The sequence below is a fragment of the Streptomyces sp. NPDC048415 genome (assembly GCF_040651675.1).
Classification (GTDB): domain Bacteria; phylum Actinomycetota; class Actinomycetes; order Streptomycetales; family Streptomycetaceae; genus Streptomyces.
On sequence record NZ_JBEZKJ010000064.1, the window covers coordinates 1 to 19,338 of the forward strand.

Here is a 19,338-nt window from a genome sequence, read left to right on the forward strand (position 1 = left end):
GTTCAGCTGGACCGCGTCGTGACGGCCGCCGGCTTCGGCCTGACACGAAGGTCCGCCCCGGCGTGCGAGGCGCCGTGCCGCGGTCGCGCCCACGGTGCTGGCGCTCGGCACGGTCAGTCTGATCACCGACGTCTCGTCGGAGATGGTCACGGCCGTGCTGCCCCTGTACCTGGTGGCGGGCCTCGGCCTGTCCCCGCTGGGCTTCGGCCTCCTCGACGGGATCTACAACGGGTTCTCGGCGCTGGTACGGCTGGTCGGCGGCCACCTCGCCGACCGCGGCGGGGGCCGCCACAAGTGGGTGGCGGGCGCCGGGTACGCCCTCTCGGCGGTCTGCAAACCCCTCCTGCTGGTCGCCCACACCCTCACCCCCATCGGCCTGATCCTGGCCGCCGACCGCACCGGCAAGGGCCTGCGCACCGCCCCGCGCGACGCGCTGATCTCCCTGTCGAGCACGCCCACGTCACGCGGCCGCGCCTTCGGCGTCCACCGCGCGATGGACACAGCGGGCGCCCTCCTCGGCCCCCTCGTGGCCTTCCTCCTCCTGCGAGCCACGGTCGACGGCTACGACGCGGTGTTCATGGTGAGCTTCTGCGTGGCGGCGGTGGGGGTGCTGGTGCTGGTGCTGTTTGTGCCGGGGGGCGGCCGGGGGGCGGGCACGAAGCGCGCGGTCGGGGCGCCCGCGGGCGACGACGCGGAGGCCGCCACGGCCCACGCGGCCGTGGCCCCCGCAGGAGACGCGAAGCCCGCTACGGCCCACGCGGTCGGGGCCTCCGCAGGAGACGCGAAGGCCGCCACGGCCGACGCTGCCGACGCCCCCGCAGGAGACGCGAAGCCCGCCACGGCCCACGCGGCCGGGGCCCCCACAGACGACGCGAAGCCCGCCACGGGCGGAGTCCCATCGTCTTCCGGGGACGCCGGCGCCCGCCCTACCCTCCGCGCCGCCCTCGCTCTCCTGCACCGCCCCGACCTCCGTCGCCTCACCCTCTGCGCCCTGCTCCTCGGCCTCGCCACGGTCAGCGACTCGTTCGTCTACCTCCTGCTCCAGCGGCGCCTCGGCGTACCGGACCGCTGGTTCCCGCTGCTGCCGCTCGGTACGGCCGCCGCGTTCCTGCTCCTGGCCGTCCCCCTCGGGCGGCTCGCGGACCGGATCGGACGCTGGCGCATCTTCCTCGCGGGCCACGGGGCCCTGCTCCTCGCGTACGGGCTGCTGCTGACCTCCTGGCACGGGACGGCACTGCCGTACGCCGTCCTGGTCCTGCACGGCAGTTTCTACGCGGCGACCGACGGCGTGCTGATGGCCGCGGCGTCGGACAGCGTGCCCGAGGAGCTGCGCTCGTCCGGTCTCGCGCTCGTCCAGACGGGTCAGTCGCTCGCCCGGTTCGTCTGCTCGCTCGGTTTCGGCGCGGCCTGGACGGCGTGGGGCGACCGTACGGCGCTCACCGCGTCGGCCGTGGCGCTCGCCGGCTGCGCGCTGTTCTCGCTCAGTCTCCGCCCGACCCCTCGAGAAGGCCTCGCATGACCCTGCGGACCCGCGTCCTGGTACTGATCTGCGCCCTCGTCGTCCTGGCGGGCATCGCAACGGCCGCCGTCCTGCACGCCTCGGCCCGCGCCGACCGCCGTGACCGGGCCCAGCCGGGCGGCCCTTCCGTGACGTCGGGCCGGGTCACCCTGGCCGACGAGGGCCGCATGATCTTCCGCAACATGGCATGGGGCCCGCACCGCGACGAGCTGACCACGGTCCCGGCGTCCGACCCGTCGGGCCCGCGTACGGCGTCCAAGGTCAAGTGCCTGCGCTTCTATGCGGCTTCGGGCACCGGAGTGTGCCTCCAGGCGGTGCACGGGGCGGTCCAGGACACGTACCGGGCGGTCATCCTCGACACGCACCTGCACGAACGGGCCCGCTACGACGTTCCCGGCATCCCGTCCCGCGCCCGCGTCTCCCCCAGCGGCCGCTACGCCGCCTGGACGGCGTTCGTGGGCGGCGACTCGTACGCCGGTACGAACTTCTCGACCCGCGCGGCGATCGTGGACACCCGAACGGGGAGACTGACCCCGTCCCTGGAGGCGTACCGCGTGATGAAGGACGGCAGGACGTACCACGCGGCGGACCTGAACTTCTGGGGCGTCACCTTCGCGAGCGACGACCGCACCTTCTACGCGACGATGGCGACGAAGGGCACGACCTACCTGGTCCGCGGCGATCTGCGCACCCGCACGGTCACCACCCTCCGCACGAACGTCGAATGCCCCTCCCTCTCCCCCGACGGCAGCCGCATCGCCTTCAAGAAGCGCGTCAAGGGCCTCCCCAAGGACGCCCCCTGGCACCTGTACGTCCTCGACCTGCGCACGATGCGCGAAACCCCGCTCGCGGAAGGGCGCAGCGTCGACGACCAGGCGGTCTGGCGCGACGACCACACCCTGGTCTACGCCCTCCCCGGCGACTACGGAGCCGACCTCTACACCCTCCCGTCCGACGGCACGGGAAAGCCGCGGCGCATCAGCACCGCGGCTGTCTCTCCCGCCTACGTCGGTTAGAGCACCGGCAGGTTCTTCCGCAGCTCGAAGGCGGTGACCTCGCTGCGGTACTCCTCCCACTCCGACTTCTTGTTGCGCAGGAAGAAGTCGAAGACGTGCTCGCCCAGGGTCTCGGCGACGAGTTCGCTGCGCTGCATGAGGGCCAGGGCCTCGCCCAGGTTCTGGGGGAGGGGCTCGATGCCCATGGCGCGGCGTTCGGCGTCGGAGAGGGCCCAGACGTCGTCGTCTGCGCCGGGCGGGAGCTCGTAACCCTCTTCGATGCCCTTCAGGCCGGCGGCGAGGAGAAGGGCGTAGGCCAGGTACGGGTTCGCGCCCGAGTCGATGGAGCGGACCTCGACGCGCGCCGAGCCGGTCTTGCCGGGCTTGTACATCGGGACGCGGACCAGGGCGGAGCGGTTGTTGTGGCCCCAGCAGATGTAGGAGGGGGCCTCGCCGCCGGCGCCCGCCGTGCGCTCCGAGCCGCCCCAGATGCGCTTGTAGGAGTTGACCCACTGGTTGGTGACGGCCGAGATCTCCGCCGCGTGCTTCAGCAGGCCCGCGATGAAGGAGCGGCCGACCTTGGAGAGCTGGTACTCCGAGCCGGACTCGTAGAAGGCGTTGCGGTCGCCCTCGAAGAGCGAGAGGTGGGTGTGCATGCCCGAGCCCGGGTGCTCGGAGAACGGCTTCGGCATGAAGGTCGCCTGGACGCCCTGCTCCAGCGCCACCTGCTTCATGACCAGGCGGAACGTCATGATGTTGTCCGCCGTGGAGAGGGCGTCGGCGTAGCGCAGGTCGATCTCCTGCTGGCCGGGGGCGCCCTCGTGGTGGGAGAACTCGACCGAGATGCCCATCGACTCCAGCATGGTGATCGCCTGGCGGCGGAAGTCCATGCCGACGTTCTGCGGGGTGTGGTCGAAGTAGCCGGAGTTGTCGGCGGGGGTGGGACGCGTGCCGTCCAGCGGGCGGTCCTTCAGCAGGAAGAACTCGATCTCGGGGTGGGTGTAGAAGGTGAAGCCCAGGTCGGAGGTCCTCGTGAGGGTGCGCTTGAGGACATAGCGCGGGTCCGCGAAGGACGGGGAGCCGTCCGGCATCAGGATGTCGCAGAACATCCGGGCGGTGCCGGGGGCCTCCGCGCGCCAGGGAAGGACCTGGAACGTCGACGGATCCGGCTTGGCGATCATGTCGGACTCGTACACGCGGGCGAAGCCCTCGATGGCCGAGCCGTCGAAGCCGATGCCCTCGTCGAAGGCCTGTTCCAGTTCGGCCGGGGCCACGGCCACCGACTTGAGGAAGCCGAGCACGTCCGTGAACCACAGGCGTACGAACCGGATGTCCCGCTCCTCCAGTGTCCGGAGCACGAACTCCTGCTGCTTGTCCATCTTCCGCTTCCACCCATCCTTGCTGGTCAGGCCGCCTGCTCCCACGCCTCGGGGACGATCGGGGCACCTGAGCATCCCACCACAACACCATTTCGTGCGCGTTGCGGACCTTGATCCGCCGAGCGACCTCGGCCTGAACGCCTCGCGTACGGCAGGTGTCCTGCTCTGGAGCCCATCTTGCCTGCTCGGCCGCCCATGTGTAATGGCCGGGTTTTCCTGTGCCCCGCCCGTATACCCCGCCCCCGTTCCCACTACCATCAGCGGACCCGACCGTCCCATCCCCATAAGGACACGCCATGGGTTCCGCCAAGAACACCAGCAACGCCTCGCGCAAGGCGCGCATAGAGGAGATGCGCCGCGCCGAGCAGTCCCGCGAGCGTCGCAACCGGATACTCACGATCGCCGCGAGCGTGGTCGTCGTCGCAGGTCTCGTCGTCGGCGGCGTCGTCCTCGTGAAGGCGCAGTCCGACAAGAAGGACACCGCGAGCGACTCGAAGTCGTCGTCGGGGCACTTCGTCACGGGCACGGACGGCGTGAAGACCTGGAAGGGCACGCTGTCGCGCAACCACGTCACCAAGACCGTGACGTACCCGATGGAGCCCCCGGTCGGCGGTGACCACAACCAGGTGTGGATGAACTGCAACGGCGACGTCTACACCAAGGCGCTCAACAACATGAACGCCGTGCACTCCCTGGAGCACGGCGCGGTCTGGGTGACGTACAACAGCAAGGCCTCCGACGCCGATGTGAAGGCTCTCGCGGCGAAGGTCAAGAAGACCCCGTACACGCTGATGAGCCCCGTCGAGGACCAGAAGGACCCGATCATGCTCAGCGCCTGGGGCAAGCAGCGCACGGTGACGAGCGCGACCGACCCGAACGTCGACAAGTTCTTCGCGGCGTACGTCCAGGGCAAGCAGACGCCCGAGCCGGGCGCCGCGTGCACCAACGGTCTGTCCCAGTGAGGCACGTCGGCTGGATCGCGGGGGCCGCGGCGGCCGCGCTCGTCGCGGCCGGGGCGATCACGTACGCGGTCGCGGACGGCGACGGCTCCGGGACGAAGGCGCCGGCCGCCGACTCCGCGGACGCGGGCTTCGCGCGCGACATGGCGGTCCACCACCAGCAGGCCGTCGAGATGTCGTACATCGTGCGCGACCGCACCAAGGACGTGGACGTACGGCGGCTCGCGTACGACATCGCGCAGACGCAGGCCAACCAGCGCGGCATGCTGCTGGGCTGGCTCGACCTCTGGGAGCTGCCGAAGGTCTCCTCGGACGCGCCGATGACCTGGATGGGCATGGGTGACATGGCCTCCGCCGAGGACGGCTCGCTGATGCCCGGCATGGCGACCAACACCGAGATGAAGAAGCTGAACACGCTGAGCGGCAAGCAGGCCGAGGTCTTCTATCTGCAGTTGATGACCGACCACCACAAGGGCGGCATTCACATGGCCGAGGGCTGCGTGGAGAAGTGCGAGGTCGGCGTGGAGAAGAAGCTCGCGCAGGGCATGGTCGACGCCCAGCAGTCGGAGATCAAGCTGATGGCCGACATGCTCGAGGAGCGGGGCGCGAAGGTGCGCCACTAGCTCAGGACGGGGGGACGGGTCCCCCCGCCCGATCGTCAACTCCGCCAGTCCGTCCCGCACTTCAGCGTGGCATCGGTCGGCACCAGGCGTTCCACGGAACCCGGGCGGCCGTCGGTGACGGCGAGTTGGGCCTGGTCCAGGTAGCCGATGAAGAGCTGTGTATGGGCGGGCATGGCGTCGGGGTCGTAGACGAAGACCACGGTGTCGTCGTCCCGCCTCTCCCGCTGCACGACTTGTTCGACCCCGACCCCTGTCCCGTGCTTGTCCACCGAGGTGTGGTCGTCCGGCCCCTTGCAGAAGACTCCGCTCTTCACGAGGACGGGGAACCCGGCGTCGCGCAGGGCCTTCTCCAGCCCCGCGGGATCCTTGAAGTACTGCTCCTTGGTCCAGGTCACCGCGACCGTGCCGTCCGGCCGTTTGGCGACGGTGAACGCGACGGGCTCGGCACTCCCGCCCGCCGGCGGCGCCGTCGACTGGTGGCCGTATCCCGGCACGCCGAGCGCGAGGCCCGCGGCCGCCGCGGCGCCCACGGCCGCCACGGCGACTCGCCTGCGCCGCCGTCGGACCGCGCTGCCCTCGGCCACGATCCGCTCGACGGGCACCGGCATGGTGACGTCGTCGAGGGATCCCCTCAGAGCGTCCAGTACGTCCCTGTCGTCGTCGATTCCGTTCATGATCCTGCCTCCGGTCGGTCGAGGGTGACGAGGTGGCCGCGCAGTGTCCCGACGGCGCGCGCGAGATGAGCGGTGACGGTTCCCGGGGCGATCCCGAGCGTCTTCGCGGTGGAGGCGGTGTCGAGGTCGAGGAAGACCCGCAGGGCGATCACTTCCCGCTGACGCAGGGGCAGTTGACGCAGGACGGCCAACAGCGCGGGGTCGAGATCCGACGCGGCGGCCTCGGCGTCCTGACGGTCGTGGTCGCCGAGCGCGACCTCGTACCGGCGCCGACGCCACCACGAGATACGGGTGTTGAGCGCCGTACGGACGATCCACGCGCGCGGGGCGGGATGCCGCCGCACCCGGGGCCAGGCCGCCCAGGCCCGGGCGAACGCCTCGGCGACGAGATCCTCGGCCAGCTGCCGGTCGGCCACCGCGGCGAGGACCGCCCGCAGGCAGACGTCCCGGCCACCGCGGTAGAACTCTTCGAACTCCAGCTGCTTCACACCCCCAATACGCCACGGGGTCTCGATGCGCTTACAGAAGACGGGGCCCTCTTTACAGAGTCCGATCCGGAGGAGAGGGAAAACCCTCGATTGTAGGCAAGGGTGCCGTCCAAACCACCCCAAATGACCGCCAATCGCGGCCACTTGGCGTTTCCTTGGCCTTTTCATTCCCCTGGCATGAACGAGTCATCGAAAGAGTGGCCCCCATCGTGTGATCCATTCCCCGTGCCCTGGTACGGCGCGGAGACCTACGCGGTTCACCGAACGACCACTACATGCGACGAACCGCATCGCAGGGGGTTCTATGAGATCCAATCGCGCCACAGCGCGCGCCGGGGTGAGCATGGCAGCGACACTGCCGCTGCTTGCCGGCGCGCTGGCGCTCGGCATACCCGCGGCCCATGCCGCGGACGGCCCGAGCCGGGACACCCTCGTGGGCACCAAGCCCGCGTGGGCCACGGCCAAGGCGGACAAGGGAGCGACGTCCGACAGCTCCCAGGTCTCGGCCCGGGTCTACTTCGCCGGCCGGGACGCCACCGGTCTGGCCGCGTACGCCAAGGCCGTGTCCGACCCGGACTCGGCCTCGTACGGCAAGTACCTGAGCGCCAAGCAGACGCAGAATCGCTTCGGCGCCACGAAGGCCCAGGTCGCGGCGGTGACCTCGTGGCTGAAGTCGGCGGGCCTGAAGGTCACCGGCAGCACGCAGCACTACGTCTCCGTCACCGGTGACGTGGCCGCCGCCGAGAAGGCGTTCGGCACCCAGCTGCACAACTACGTCAAGGGCAACAAGACGTACCGGGCGCCGGCGAAGACGGCCTCCGCGCCGGCCGCCCTGAACGGCGCCGTCCTGACCGTCACCGGTCTGGACAACGCCCCGCACAAGGCGACGCACGCCGAGCAACTGCCGCCTCCGGACGCGGTGTTCAAGAACTCCGGGCCGTTCTCCTCGTACTACGGCTCTGACATCGCGAGCACCCTGCCGGACGCGTACGGCTCGAAGATCCCGTACGCGGTCAAGGGGTACACCGGCAAGCAGCTGCGCGCCGCGTACGGCGCGGGCACGCGCACCGGCAAGAACGTACGGGTCGCCATCACCGACGCGTACGCCTCGCCGACCATCGCCTACGACGCCGCCACCTACGCGGCGAAGCACGGTGACGCGGCCTACGGCAGCAGCCAGCTGCGTCAGGTGCTGCCGAAGAACTACACGAAGACCACCGAGTGCGGGGCCGCCGGCTGGTACGGCGAGGAGACCCTCGACGTCGAGGCCGTGCACGCGGTCGCGCCGGACGCGAGCATCACCTACGTGGGTGCCGCCTCCTGCTACGACGACGATCTGCTCGACTCGCTGAACAAGATCGTCGACGGGCACCTGGCCGACATCGTCTCCAACTCGTGGGGCGACATCGAGGCCAACCAGACGCCCGACCTCGCGGCCGCCTACGACCAGGTCTTCCAGTTCGGCGCGGTCGAGGGCATCGGCTTCTACTTCTCCTCCGGCGACAACGGCGACGAGGTCGCCAACACCGGTACGAAGCAGGTCGACACCCCGGCCAACTCGGCGTGGGTGACGGCGGTCGGCGGTACCTCCCTCGCTGTCGGCAAGGGCGACAAGTACCTGTGGGAGACCGGCTGGGGCACCGAGAAGGCGCTGCTGTCGAGCGACGGCAAGAGCTGGACCAACTTCCCCGGAGCGTTCACCTCGGGTGCGGGCGGTGGCACCAGCAAGACCGTGGCGGAGCCCTTCTACCAGAAGGGTGTCGTTCCGGACACGCTGGCCAAGGCGAACAACGCCGCAGGTAACCGGGTCGTCCCGGACATCTCGGCGATCGCCGACCCCAACACCGGTTTCAAGGTCGGGCAGACGCAGACCTTCCCGGACGGGACGGAGCAGTACAGCGAGTACCGGATCGGCGGCACCTCGCTGGCCGCGCCGGTGATCGCGGCCGTCCAGGCGCTCGCGCAGGAGGCGCGCGGCGGTAAGGCGATCGGTTTCGCCAACCCGTCGATCTACGCCAAGTACGGCTCGAAGGCGTACCACGACGTCACGGACAACCCCACGGGGTCCGGGCTCGCCGTGGCCCGTATCGACTTCGCGAACGGCTTCGACGCGGCTGACGGTGTCACCACCTCCGTCCGCAGCCTCGGCAAGGACAGCTCCCTGCAGGCCGTGAAGGGCTACGACGACGTCACCGGCGTGGGCTCGCCCGCGGCGGGTTACGTCGAGTCGTACAGCCGCCACTGACGGATCATCTCGGTGGGTACGCCCGCTCTCCCTGTTGGCTGGGGGGGCGGGCGTACGTGCGTCCGGGCGCTTTCTAGCCCGTCGTGGGGGTCCCCCCGCTCGAGCGAAGCCGAGAGTGGGGGAGGGTAGGGGCGCAGGGGGCGAGAAAACCCCCGGCGTCAGGCGTGTTCGCGCCAGCGGTTGGTGATGGGGAGGCGGCGGTCCTTGCCGAAGCCCTTCGCGGAGATCTTGGTGCCCGGCGGGTACTGGCGCCGCTTGTACTCGGCGGTGTCGACCATGCGGAGCGTCTTCACGACCAGCTCCCGGTCGAACCCGGCCGCGACGATGGAGTCGGCCCCCTCGTCCCGGTCGACGTACCGCTCGAGAATCGCGTCCAGGACGGGATAGTCCGGGAGGGAATCCGTGTCGACCTGGTCCGGCCGCAACTCCGCGCTCGGCGGCTTGCTGATCGAGTTCTCGGGAATCGGCGGCACCTGCCCCCGCTCCGCCGCCGCCCGGTTGCGCCACCGCGCCAGCCGGAAGATGGACGACTTGTACACGTCCTTGATCGGCCCGTACGCGCCCACCGAGTCGCCGTACAGCGTCGAGTACCCCACGGCCAGCTCCGACTTGTTGCCGGGCGCGAGCACGATGTGCCCCTCCTGGTTGGAGATGGCCATCAGCGTCGTACCCCGCAGCCGGGACTGGAGGTTCTCCTCGGCCAGCCCCGTCAGCCCCAGCGACGACATATACGCGTCGAACATCGGCTCGATCGGCACGGTCCGGAAGTTCAGCCCGGTCCGCCGCGCCAACTCCGCCGCGTCGCCCCGGGAATGCTCGGAGGAGTACTTCGACGGCATCGAGACGCCATACACGTTCTGCGCGCCGAGCGCGTCGCACGCGATGGCGGCCACCAGGGCCGAGTCGATCCCGCCCGACAGTCCGATCAGCACGGACCGGAAACCGTTCTTCGCCGCGTACGCCCGCAGTCCGACGACCAGCGCCGAGTACACCTCTTCGTCGTCGTCGAGCCGCTCGGCGTACCCCCCGGCGAGCTCCGCCTCGTACCCGGCGAGGGGCTCCTCGGAGATGACCAGCCGCTCGATGCGCAGCCCGTCGTCGACGACACCTGTCACCGGCTCGGCGGCCCCGGCCGGAAGATCCAGGTCCAGTACGACGCATCCCTCCGCGAACTGCGGCGCCCGCGCGACCACTTCACCGTTGTGGTCCACGACGATCGAGTCCCCGTCGAAGACCAGCTCGTCCTGCCCGCCGATCATGGCGAGGTAGGCGGTGGTGCAGCCCGCCTCCTGAGCTCGCTTGCGGACCAGTTCGAGCCGGGTGTCGTCCTTGTTGCGCTCGTACGGGGAGGCGTTGACGGAGATCAGCAGCCCGGCCCCGGCGGAGCGCGCGGCCGGTACCCGCCCGCCGTCCTGCCAGAGGTCCTCGCAGATGGCGAGGGCGACATCGACGCCGTGCACCCGCAGGACCGGCATGGTGTCGCCGGGCACGAAGTAGCGGAACTCGTCGAACACGCCGTAGTTGGGGAGGTGGTGCTTGGCGAAGCTCAGCGCCACCCGGCCGCCGTGCAGTACGGCGGCGGCGTTCTGCGGGGAGCCGGCCGGCTGACCGTACTTCGGCTGCGCGGTCTCGGACCGGTCGAGATACCCGACGATCACCGGCAGCTCCCCGAAACCCTCGTCGGCGAGCCGGGCGGCCAGCGAGCGGAGCGCCGCGCGGGAGGCCTCGACGAAGGACGGCCGCAGGGCGAGGTCCTCGACGGGATACCCGGTCAGCACCATCTCGGGGAACGCCACCAGATGCGCTCCCTGCTCGGCGGAGTGCCGGGTCCAACGGACGATCGCCTCGGCGTTGCCGGCGAGATCGCCGACGGTCGAGTCGATCTGATTCAGGGCGAGGCGTAGTTGAGGCACGGGCCCAGTGTAATCGTCAGAGCGACACAATGGGCTGTGGCCCAGCCCACGTACGGCCGCCCCGACGCGGCGCTGAGCACCAGCCGAGCTTCGCCCCCGCCACCCATGCCGGTCCCGTACCTGGGGGCTCCGGTATCGCGCTTCGCGCTCGTCCTCAAACTCCCCCACTCTCGGCTTCGCTCGAGCGGGGGGACCCCCACGACGGGCCGAAACCAACCCCCGCCCGGGGGAAGGGGGTAGGGGCGGCGGGGGCGAGAAACCTCGGCGGCCCCCGGCGTCATCAGTGGCGCACGTGCTCCGCGTGCGGAGGAACGTGCGTGGCGACGAGCCGGCCCGACGCCCCCGCGAGGGCGCCCGCACGGCGGCGGTCGACCGCGTATGCGACTGCGGCCACACCGAGGCCGAGGACGGCGAGCGCAGCCCCGGCAACCGCCGGCGACGTCGCCCCGAAGCCGGCCGCCAGGGCGAGCCCCCCGATCCATGCCCCACCCGCGTTCGCGAGGTTGAACGCCGCCTGATTGGCGGACGACGCGAGCGACGGTGCGGCGGAGGCCTTCTCCATGACCATCAGCTGCAGCGGAGACCCGGTGATGAACGCGGCCACGCCGAGGAGCGTGACCGCGACGGCCGCGCCCCACTGGGCGGTCATGAGCACGGGGAAGAGCGCCAGCACCACGACCAGGGACACCAGCCCGCCGAAGAGCGTCCCGCGCAGGGAGTGGTCGGCGAGCCGGCCCCCCACCAGGTTGCCCGCCGTGGCGCCGACCCCGAAGAGGGCCAGCAGCAAGGTCACGCTGCCATCGGCGTACCCGGCGGAGTCCGTGAGCATCGGCGTGATGTAGCTGTACGCGGAGAAGAGTGCCCCGAAGCCCGCCACCGTTGTCCCAAGGGCCAGCCAGACGGGAAGGGAGCGAAGGGCGGCGAGCTCGCCGCGCAGTCCGCCGGCGGGGGCGTGCGCGCCATCACGCGGGATCAGGAGCGCGAGCGAGGCGATGGCGGCCACGCCGATCGCGCTCACGCCGAGGAACGTGGCACGCCAGCCGAGGTGCTGCCCCATGAGCGTGGCGACCGGCACACCCGCGATGTTCGCGACCGTGAGGCCGAGGAACATCAGGGAGACGGAGCGGGCCTTGCGTTCGGGCGTGACCAGGCCGGTGGCGACGACGGCGCCCACGCCGAAGAAGGCGCCGTGCGGCAGGCCGCTGAGGAAGCGGGCGGCCAGCAACCAGTGGTAGTCGGGGGCGAATGCGGACAGCGCGTTGCCCGCCACGAAGAGACCCATCAGGGCGATCAGGACCTTGCGGCGGGACATCCGGGCGGTGGCCGCGGCGAGCAGCGGGGCGCCGATGACGACGCCGAGCGCGTACGCGGAGACCAGGTGTCCGGCGGCGGGGATGGAGATGTGCAGGTCCTTCGCGACATCGGGCAGCAGGCCCATCATCACGAACTCGGTGGTACCGATGCCGAAGGCGCCCACGGCGAGGGCGAGCAGGGCCAGGGGCATGAGGGGCCTTTCAAAGGGAGCGGTGTTCGTACATCTTAAGTTCAAGTACGGAACAAAGCCTCCCAGGCCCAGTATTCCAGCAGGTTAAGAAACAGTTGCGGCGAGCCGGACGCTGGCTGCGATCGGGAGGTGATCACTGCCGGTCTCGGGCAGGGTCCACGAGGTCACCGGCTCGATGCCCTTGACCATGATCTGGTCGATCCGGGCCATCGGGAACGACGCGGGCCAGCTGAACCCGAAGCCGCTGCCCGCCGCGCCCTGCGTGGAGCGCATCTGCGCGGTGACGGCGTTGAGCGCGCGGTCGTTCATCGTGCCGTTGAGGTCGCCGAGCAGCACGACCCTCTTCAGGGACTCGTCGGCGATCGCCTCGCCCAGCGCGTCGGCGCTCTTGTCGCGCTGCCGTGCGGTGAACCCGGCCTCCAGCTTCACCCGCACCGAGGGCAGGTGGGCGACGTACACGGCGACCTGCCCGGCGGGCGCGGTCACCGTCGCCCGCATCGCGCGCGTCCAGCCCAGCTTGATGTCCACGGGCCGGGCGTCGCTCAGCGGATACTTGCTCCACAGTCCGACGGTGCCCTGCACCGAGTGGTACCTGTACGTCGAGGCGAGCGCCTGCTCGTACACCGGAACCGCCGAGGCCGTCAGCTCCTCCAGGGCCAGTACGTCGGCGCCGGAGGCGGCCACGTCGCGGGCGGTGCCGGACGGGTCCGGGTTGTCGGCGTTGACGTTGTGCGTGGCGACGGTGAGGTCGCCGCCGCCGCCGGTCTTGTCGGTGAGCAGCCCGCCGAAGAGGTTCAGCCAGACGATCGTGGGCAGCAGCACGGCGATCAGGGCGGTCGCGGACTTCCGTACGAAGGCCAGGGCCAGCAGGACCGGGACGAACACGCCGAGCCACGGCAGGAAGGTCTCGGTGAGGCTGCCGAGGTTGCCGATCCGGTTGGGGATCCGCGCGTGCAGCAGCATCACCAGGGCGAGCATCACCGCGAACGCGCCGAGGATCAGCCCGCGGCGCCAGATGCCTCGGTCGCCGCGCCAGCTGTCGAGCAGGCGCCGAAGCCGGGACCCTCTGCGGTCGGGCCCCTGGCCGCCGCTGCCCGTCTCCATCATATACGCCTGCGCCATACCGTCGCCTCACAACCTGCCGTGCGCACCGTCTGTCCCTCGGCTACGACCCTAGGGGATGATCGGTGTCGTTCCTGCCGCCCCATGACGGCCGTACGGGCAAGAGGACGCACAACTTCCTGTTCGGAGTTCCGAATAGCGGTGTCCCATGCGGCCTCTGTGACGAAACGCGCACATTCGCGCCGCCCGGACGGTATGTGAACTACGGCTTGGGCGGCTGCAATCCCTGCAGCAGCGTGTCGACTATCCGCGTCGCGAGGTCCTCGTCGAGTTCGGCGTCGGGGCGCATGACGGAGCGTACGAGCATGGGGCCGACGAAGATGTCGTTGAGCAACTCGATGTCGACATCCTCGCGGAGCTCACCGTTCAGCTGCCCACGGCGCAGGACTTCGTGCCCCATCCGGCGCCGGGGGTCTATCACGGTCGCGTGGTACGCGGCCCAGATCTTGGGGCTGCTCTTCATCTGGGCGTAGACGTTGTGCAGGATGGCCGACGAGCGGGTGACCAGGCCGCGTTGGCGCAGCGACTCCAGGAGGACGACGAGGTCGTCGCGCATCGAGGTGCCGGGGAGTTCCGGGTCGGCGGGCTCGGCGGCGCGCAGGACGTCGACGAAGAGTTCCTCCTTGCCGCTCCAGCGGCGGTAGATGGTCGCCTTGCCGACGCCGGCGGTGCGGGCGACCCGCTCGATGGAGACCTCCGTGAGGGGTACGCCGTCTTCCAGGAGTTTCATCACGCCCTCGATGATCGAGCGCTCCACGGCCTCGCTTCGGGGGCGTCCCCTGACGGGGCCCTCGTGCCTGACCCGGCGGTGCGCGAGGCTCACGTGTCCACTCCGTTCCTTGGTTGCGCTGGGTGATTCTCCCTGGTGTACGGCGATGGCGGGCACCCGATGCCGGGTGCCCACGGTCCCGTAACGCCCCGTCAGTGGTCCGCCGACACCAACTCCGCTTCCTCCTTGCCCCGGTGCTCCTCGGGCGTCCGGCCCGGCAGGAACAGGGCCACGATCACCGCGCCGATGACCGCGACGCCCGCGCCGCACAGGGCGGTGACGTGCATGGCGTGCAGGAAGGCGTCATTGGCGGGGGCGACGAGGGCCTTGCCCTGGGGGCCGAGCTTGGCGGCGACGCCGAGGGTGGCCTCGATGGACTCGCCGGCGGTGTGCCGCAGGCCGGCCGGGACGAGGTCGAGCTTGCCCTCGATGCCGTTGCGGTAGGCCGTGGAGAGGACGGAGCCGAGGACGGCGATGCCGAGGGCGCCGCCGACCTGGCGGAAGGTGTTGCTGAGCGCGGACGCGGAGCCGGCCTTCTCGCGCGGCAGGGCCTGCATTATCACGACACTGGTCGGGGTCATGATGTGCGCCATGCCGGTGCCCATGAGGAAGAAGATGACCTCGAGGAGCCAGATCGGTGTGTCCGACCCCAGCGTGGCGAACGCGGCCAGCATCGCGGCGATGATCAGCAGCCCCGCCGTGCAGGTGGCCCTGTTGCCGAAGCGGTCGACGACGAGCCGGGCGCGCGGCGCGAAGATGATCTGCGCGGCGGCGAGCGGCAGCATCAACAGGCCGGTCTGCAGCGGCGAGTAACCCCGCACGCTCTGGGTGTAGAAGACGGAGAAGAAGGTCACGCCCATCAGCGCGAAGAAGACCAGCGCGATGGCGGAGATCGCGGCCGAGAAGACCTTGTTCTTGAAGTACGTGACGTCGATGGACGGGTGGTCGCTGCGCTTCTCGAACACGACGAAGCCGACGAGTACGGCGAGTCCGGCGCCGATGGTCGCCAGTACCTGCGGGTCGGTGAAGTCGGCGAGCTGGCCGCCCTTGATGATGCCGTAGACGAGCAGGACGAGCCCGATGACGGAAAGGACGACGCCGACCGGGTCGAGGCGGCCGGGGTTCGGGTCGCGGGAGTCGGGGACCAGCCAGAACATCAGGACGAGCGCGAGCAGCACGATCGGCACGTTGATCAGGAAGACCGAGCCCCACCAGAAGTGGTCGAGCAGGACACCGCCGGTGATCGGGCCGATCGCGATGGCGAGGCCGACGCCGCCGGCCCAGATGCCGATGGCCTTGGGCTGCTCGTCGCGCTCGAAGACGTTCATCAGGACGGCGAGCGTGGCGGGCATCACGAAGGCGGCGCCGAAGCCCATCAGCGCGCGGAAGACGATGAGCTGGACCGGCGAGCCGGACTCGGCGGCCAGCGCGGACCCGATGCCGAACACGGCGAGACCGGCGAGCAGCACCTTCTTGCGGCCGAGCCGGTCGCCGAGGAGGCCCGCGGTGAAGAGCAGTCCGGCGAAGACGAGCGTGTAGGCGTTGATGGCCCACTCCAGCTCGCCCTGGGTGGCGCCGAGTCCGGTCGGCGCGGGGGTCGAGATCGTCTTGATCGCGACGTTCAGGATGGAGTTGTCGAGCACCACGATCAGCAGGCTGAGCATGAGCACGCCGAGGATCGCCCAGCGGCGCCGGTGCACCGCCTCGGGCACGCCTCGGTCGACAGGAGGAGCGGAAGTCGTCATGACGGCCACCCTAGCGAAATTCGATACGGTACCGTCTCGTATCGGAAAGGCTTTACGCAGAACTTACGAAGAGACCTGGGCGCGGGGGCGAGAACGCCGGTCACACGGCGGGGAGACGCACGTTGCCCGCGGCCCGGTCTAGCCGAGCGTGGCACGAGGTGCCACCATGGAGGGGATCCGGGGACGCCGTCAGGGCGCCTCGAGATGACAGAAGGAGCCGTTGCGATGACGCAGCTTTCGGCTGCCCAGAAGAAGCCCGCGGAGGGTGGGCTCAAGACCACCGACAGCAGCAAGGCGCTGTACGGAGGCAAGAGCACCCGCCGTATCACGGTGCGCGACATCTCCGCCGCCAAGGAGCGCGGCGAGAAGTGGCCCATGCTCACCGCGTACGACGCGATGACCGCGTCCGTCTTCGACGAGGCCGGCATCCCGGTCATGCTCGTCGGCGACTCGGCGGGCAACTGCCACCTGGGCTACGAGACGACCGTGCCCGTCACCATGGACGAGATGACCATGCTGTCCGCCGCGGTCGTACGGGGCACCTCGCGCGCCCTGATCGTCGGCGACCTGCCCTTCGGCTCCTACCAGGAGGGCCCCGTCCAGGCGCTGCGCTCGGCGACCCGCCTCGTCAAGGAGGCCGGGGTCGGCGCGGTGAAACTGGAGGGCGGCGAGCGCTCGCACCGCCAGATCGAACTGCTCGTGGAGTCCGGTATCCCGGTCATGGCGCACATCGGCCTGACCCCGCAGTCCGTGAACTCCATGGGATACCGCGTCCAGGGCCGTGGCGAGGAAGCCGCGCAGCAGCTGCTGCGGGACGCCAAGGCGGTCCAGGACGCCGGCGCGTTCGCCGTGGTCCTCGAGCTGGTCCCGTCGGAACTCGCGGCCGAGGTCACGCGTTCCCTGCACATCCCGACGGTCGGCATCGGCGCGGGTCCCGAGACGGACGCGCAGGTCCTGGTGTGGACCGACATGCTCGGCCTGACCGGCGGCAAGATGCCGAAGTTCGTCAAGAAGTACGCCGACCTGCGCCAGGTCATGGGCAACGCGGCGAAGGCGTTCGCCGAGGACGTGGTCAGCGGAACGTTCCCGCTGGAGGAGCACTCGGTCCACTGAGGGGCTGACGCCCACTGAGCCACTGCGGCACCAAGGCAACCCGCCGATCTTCCCCCGTCGGCGGGTTGCCGTTTTTCTCAACGCGCTCACCGACGAGGCCGGGCGGTTCCTGCCGCGCGAGGAACTGGCGGCCCGCGTGGGCGCCGTGCTCGACGAGAGCGCCTCGCCCGTCGTCCTGTACTGCGGCGCGGCATCGCCGCGGCGGGCGCCGCCCTGGCGCTCACGCCGCTGGGCCGCGAGGACGTCACGCTGTACGACGGCTCCCTGGAGGAGTGGTCGGCCGACCCGGCGCTGCCCCTCGTACGGCACGGTTGACCTGCGAGGACACCGCGCTGTCGGGGGCGTACGGGAGGCTGTCGGTGAGGTGTCGGCGGCTGTAGGCGACCTGTAGGCGGTTTGTCGGTGGCGGCTGGCACCTTGATGGCCATGACGCGAATCGACAAGAACCCCCGACAAGCCGCTGCCGGCCGCAGCGCCGTCACCGTACGGGGGCTGGTCAAGCACTACGGCGAGACCAAGGCGCTGGACGGCGTGGACCTGGACGTGCACGAGGGCACCGTCCTCGGTGTGCTGGGTCCCAACGGCGCCGGCAAGACCACCCTCGTCCGCTGCCTGTCCACCCTCGTCACCCCCGACGCCGGCCACGCCACGGTCGCCGGTTACGACGTGCTGACGCAGCCCCGTCAGCTGCGCCGCGTGATAGGCCTGACGGGCCAGTACGCCTCGGTCGACGAGAAGCTCCCCGGCTGGGAGAACCTGTACATGATCGGGCGGCTGCTCGATCTGCCCCGCAAGGACGCCCGCCGGCGTGCCGACGAACTCCTCGAGCGTTTCTCGCTCACCGAGGCGGCCAAGCGCCCGGCGTCCACGTACTCCGGCGGTATGCGCCGCCGTCTCGACCTCGCCGCCTCCATGATCGGGCAGCCGGCCGTCCTGTACCTGGACGAGCCGACGACGGGCCTCGACCCGCGCACCCGCAACGAGGTGTGGCACGAGGTCAAGCGCATGGTCGCCGACGGCGCGACCGTGCTGCTCACCACCCAGTACATGGAGGAGGCCGAGCAGCTGGCCTCCGAGCTGACGGTCATCGACCGCGGCAAGGTCATCGCGAGCGGCCGGATCGACGAGCTGAAGGCGAAGGTCGGCGGCCGTACGCTGCGGATCCGCCCGGTGGACCCGCTGGAACTGCGCCCGCTGGCCGCCATGTTCGACGAACTGGGCCTCACCGGCCTCGCCACGACGACCGTGGACACCGAGACCGGCAGTGTGCTGGTCCCGGTCCTCAGCGACGAGCAGCTCACCGCCGTGGTCGGCGCGGTCACCGCGCGCGGCATCACGATCGGCTCCATCTCCACCGAACTGCCCAGTCTGGACGAGGTGTTCCTCTCCCTCACCGGCCACAAGGCCAGTGCCCCGCAGGACGAAACCCCCGCCCGCGCCTACGAGGAGGTCTCCGCATGAGTTCCGCCGTTGTCGATGCCCCGCTCGCCGCCCACGGCGACTCCCGTATCTCGCCCCGCGCGCACGCCCGCCACATCGGCGCCCTCGTCCGCCGCAACCTGCTGTGGATCCGCCAGGACCCGGAGTCGATGTTCGACGCCGTCCTGATGCCCGTGGTCTTCACCCTGCTGTTCGTGTACGTCTTCGGCGGTTCCATCGGGCAGTCGCTGGGCGGCGGTCAGCACCAGTATGTGCAGTACGTGGTGCCCGGTCTGATGGCGATGATGGGCATGAACATCGCCACGGCGGTCGGCACCGGCTTCAACCAGGACTTCCAGACCGGTGTGATGGACCGCTTCCGCACCCTTCCGATCGGCCAGGGCTCCGTGCTCTTCGCCAAGATCGTGGTGGAGCTGATGCGGATGCTCGTCGCGACGACGATCCTCATGGTCGTCGGCGTGCTGGTCGGCTTCGACATCGAGAACTGGCCGGGCCTGTTCGCGGCCGTGGGACTCGCCACCCTCTTCGGCTCGGCCCTGATGTGGATCTTCCTGGTCCTCGGTGTGACGATGAAGAACGCCCAGTCGGTGCAGGCGATGGGCTTCCTGGTGCTGATGCCCCTGCAGTTCGGTTCGTCGATCTTCTCGCCGCCCCGGACCATGCCCGGCTGGTTGCAGAACTTCACCGACTACAACCCGCTGTCCTCGCTGGCCGACACCGCGCGCGGTCTGATGGTGGGCGGTCCGGTCGCGCACGATCTGTGGGTGACCCTGGCCTGGACGGCGCTGCTCACGGTGGTGATGGCGCCGATCGCGATCCACAAGTTCCGCACCAAGAACTGACGTTCGCT

The 19,338-nt window shown here is 70.2% G+C and carries 16 protein-coding genes; 8 read left to right on the forward strand and 8 right to left on the reverse strand.

Annotation, left to right across the window (positions count from 1 at the left end):
• The first annotated feature begins 94 nt into the window (after positions 1-94).
• Both AB0D27_RS31560 and AB0D27_RS31565 read left to right on the forward strand, forming a co-directional pair.
• The gene (locus tag AB0D27_RS31560) at positions 95-1,519 is read left to right on the forward strand and encodes an MFS transporter (RefSeq protein ID WP_362515607.1); all 1,425 of its coding nucleotides are present in this window, start codon (positions 95-97) and stop codon (positions 1,517-1,519) included.
• Positions 1,516-2,535 (forward strand): TolB-like translocation protein, encoded by a 1,020-nt coding sequence (locus tag AB0D27_RS31565; RefSeq protein ID WP_362515608.1) that lies wholly within the window; start codon positions 1,516-1,518, stop codon positions 2,533-2,535. The genes AB0D27_RS31560 and AB0D27_RS31565 overlap by 4 nt, the downstream gene beginning before the upstream one ends.
• On the opposite strand, the gene AB0D27_RS31570 is transcribed toward AB0D27_RS31565, so the two are convergent.
• Positions 2,532-3,893 (reverse strand): glutamine synthetase family protein, encoded by a 1,362-nt coding sequence (locus AB0D27_RS31570; RefSeq protein WP_362515610.1) that lies wholly within the window; start codon positions 3,891-3,893, stop codon positions 2,532-2,534. The two genes, AB0D27_RS31565 and AB0D27_RS31570, sit on opposite strands and share 4 nt — an antisense overlap.
• A gap of 296 nt (positions 3,894-4,189) precedes the next feature.
• Between AB0D27_RS31570 and AB0D27_RS31575 the strand changes: the two genes are divergently transcribed.
• Both AB0D27_RS31575 and AB0D27_RS31580 read left to right on the forward strand, forming a co-directional pair.
• Positions 4,190-4,855, forward strand: a complete 666-nt coding sequence (locus tag AB0D27_RS31575) for a DUF3105 domain-containing protein (RefSeq protein WP_362515611.1) — start codon at positions 4,190-4,192, stop codon at positions 4,853-4,855.
• Entirely contained in the window at positions 4,852-5,475 is a 624-nt protein-coding gene (locus AB0D27_RS31580) for a DUF305 domain-containing protein (RefSeq protein WP_362515613.1), read from the forward strand. Before AB0D27_RS31575 ends, AB0D27_RS31580 begins: the two co-directional genes overlap by 4 nt.
• Before the next feature lie 35 nt (positions 5,476-5,510).
• Here AB0D27_RS31580 and AB0D27_RS31585 read toward each other — a convergent pair whose 3' ends face one another.
• Positions 5,511-6,149, reverse strand: coding sequence for a hypothetical protein (locus tag AB0D27_RS31585; protein WP_362515615.1), 639 nt, complete (start codon positions 6,147-6,149; stop codon positions 5,511-5,513).
• A complete protein-coding gene (locus tag AB0D27_RS31590; RefSeq protein ID WP_362515617.1) occupies positions 6,146-6,637 on the reverse strand; it encodes a sigma-70 family RNA polymerase sigma factor in 492 nt (163 codons plus the stop codon). Before AB0D27_RS31590 ends, AB0D27_RS31585 begins: the two co-directional genes overlap by 4 nt.
• A 343-nt stretch (positions 6,638-6,980) precedes the next feature.
• Between AB0D27_RS31590 and AB0D27_RS31595 the strand changes: the two genes are divergently transcribed.
• Positions 6,981-8,882, forward strand: a complete 1,902-nt coding sequence (locus AB0D27_RS31595; RefSeq protein ID WP_362515619.1) for a S53 family peptidase — start codon at positions 6,981-6,983, stop codon at positions 8,880-8,882.
• Positions 8,883-9,040: 158 nt separating this feature from the next.
• On the opposite strand, the gene AB0D27_RS31600 is transcribed toward AB0D27_RS31595, so the two are convergent.
• The 5 genes from AB0D27_RS31600 to AB0D27_RS31620 all read right to left on the reverse strand — a co-directional run bounded on the left by AB0D27_RS31600 (position 9,041) and on the right by AB0D27_RS31620 (position 15,935).
• The gene (locus AB0D27_RS31600) at positions 9,041-10,795 is read right to left on the reverse strand and encodes an NAD+ synthase (protein WP_362515620.1); all 1,755 of its coding nucleotides are present in this window, start codon (positions 10,793-10,795) and stop codon (positions 9,041-9,043) included.
• 280 nt (positions 10,796-11,075) lie between these two features.
• Positions 11,076-12,299 (reverse strand): MFS transporter, encoded by a 1,224-nt coding sequence (locus tag AB0D27_RS31605; RefSeq protein ID WP_362515622.1) that lies wholly within the window; start codon positions 12,297-12,299, stop codon positions 11,076-11,078.
• A gap of 84 nt (positions 12,300-12,383) precedes the next feature.
• Positions 12,384-13,421: an endonuclease/exonuclease/phosphatase family protein gene (locus AB0D27_RS31610; RefSeq protein ID WP_362515624.1), complete on the reverse strand. Its 1,038-nt coding sequence runs from the start codon at positions 13,419-13,421 to the stop codon at positions 12,384-12,386.
• Between the two features lie 202 nt (positions 13,422-13,623).
• Positions 13,624-14,244: a TetR/AcrR family transcriptional regulator gene (locus AB0D27_RS31615; protein ID WP_362515626.1), complete on the reverse strand. Its 621-nt coding sequence runs from the start codon at positions 14,242-14,244 to the stop codon at positions 13,624-13,626.
• A 98-nt stretch (positions 14,245-14,342) separates the two neighbouring features.
• Positions 14,343-15,935, reverse strand: coding sequence for an MFS transporter (locus AB0D27_RS31620; protein WP_362515628.1), 1,593 nt, complete (start codon positions 15,933-15,935; stop codon positions 14,343-14,345).
• A 225-nt stretch (positions 15,936-16,160) separates the two neighbouring features.
• Between AB0D27_RS31620 and panB the strand changes: the two genes are divergently transcribed.
• The 3 genes from panB to AB0D27_RS31635 all read left to right on the forward strand — a co-directional run bounded on the left by panB (position 16,161) and on the right by AB0D27_RS31635 (position 19,330).
• Positions 16,161-17,048, forward strand: a complete 888-nt coding sequence (gene panB / locus AB0D27_RS31625; protein WP_362515629.1) for a 3-methyl-2-oxobutanoate hydroxymethyltransferase — start codon at positions 16,161-16,163, stop codon at positions 17,046-17,048.
• Between the two features lie 426 nt (positions 17,049-17,474).
• Positions 17,475-18,509 (forward strand): ATP-binding cassette domain-containing protein, encoded by a 1,035-nt coding sequence (locus AB0D27_RS31630; protein ID WP_362515631.1) that lies wholly within the window; start codon positions 17,475-17,477, stop codon positions 18,507-18,509.
• Entirely contained in the window at positions 18,506-19,330 is an 825-nt protein-coding gene (locus AB0D27_RS31635; protein WP_362515633.1) for an ABC transporter permease, read from the forward strand. Before AB0D27_RS31630 ends, AB0D27_RS31635 begins: the two co-directional genes overlap by 4 nt.
• Positions 19,331-19,338 lie beyond the last annotated feature (8 nt).

Excerpts from the sequence above, each read along its gene's own strand:
- AB0D27_RS31565 (WP_362515608.1), top strand. The coding sequence starts at position 1,516 with ATGACCCTGCGGACCCGCGTCCTGGTACTGATCTGCGCCCTCGTCGTC.
- AB0D27_RS31570 (WP_362515610.1), bottom strand. The coding sequence starts at position 3,893 with ATGGACAAGCAGCAGGAGTTCGTGCTCCGGACACTGGAGGAGCGGGAC.
- AB0D27_RS31575 (WP_362515611.1), top strand. The coding sequence starts at position 4,190 with ATGGGTTCCGCCAAGAACACCAGCAACGCCTCGCGCAAGGCGCGCATA.
- AB0D27_RS31585 (WP_362515615.1), bottom strand. The coding sequence starts at position 6,149 with ATGAACGGAATCGACGACGACAGGGACGTACTGGACGCTCTGAGGGGA.
- AB0D27_RS31595 (WP_362515619.1), top strand. The coding sequence starts at position 6,981 with ATGGCAGCGACACTGCCGCTGCTTGCCGGCGCGCTGGCGCTCGGCATA.
- AB0D27_RS31605 (WP_362515622.1), bottom strand. The coding sequence starts at position 12,299 with ATGCCCCTGGCCCTGCTCGCCCTCGCCGTGGGCGCCTTCGGCATCGGT.
- AB0D27_RS31610 (WP_362515624.1), bottom strand. The coding sequence starts at position 13,421 with ATGGCGCAGGCGTATATGATGGAGACGGGCAGCGGCGGCCAGGGGCCC.
- AB0D27_RS31620 (WP_362515628.1), bottom strand. The coding sequence starts at position 15,935 with ATGACGACTTCCGCTCCTCCTGTCGACCGAGGCGTGCCCGAGGCGGTG.
- panB (WP_362515629.1), top strand. The coding sequence starts at position 16,161 with ATGACGCAGCTTTCGGCTGCCCAGAAGAAGCCCGCGGAGGGTGGGCTC.
- AB0D27_RS31630 (WP_362515631.1), top strand. The coding sequence starts at position 17,475 with ATGACGCGAATCGACAAGAACCCCCGACAAGCCGCTGCCGGCCGCAGC.
- AB0D27_RS31635 (WP_362515633.1), top strand. The coding sequence starts at position 18,506 with ATGAGTTCCGCCGTTGTCGATGCCCCGCTCGCCGCCCACGGCGACTCC.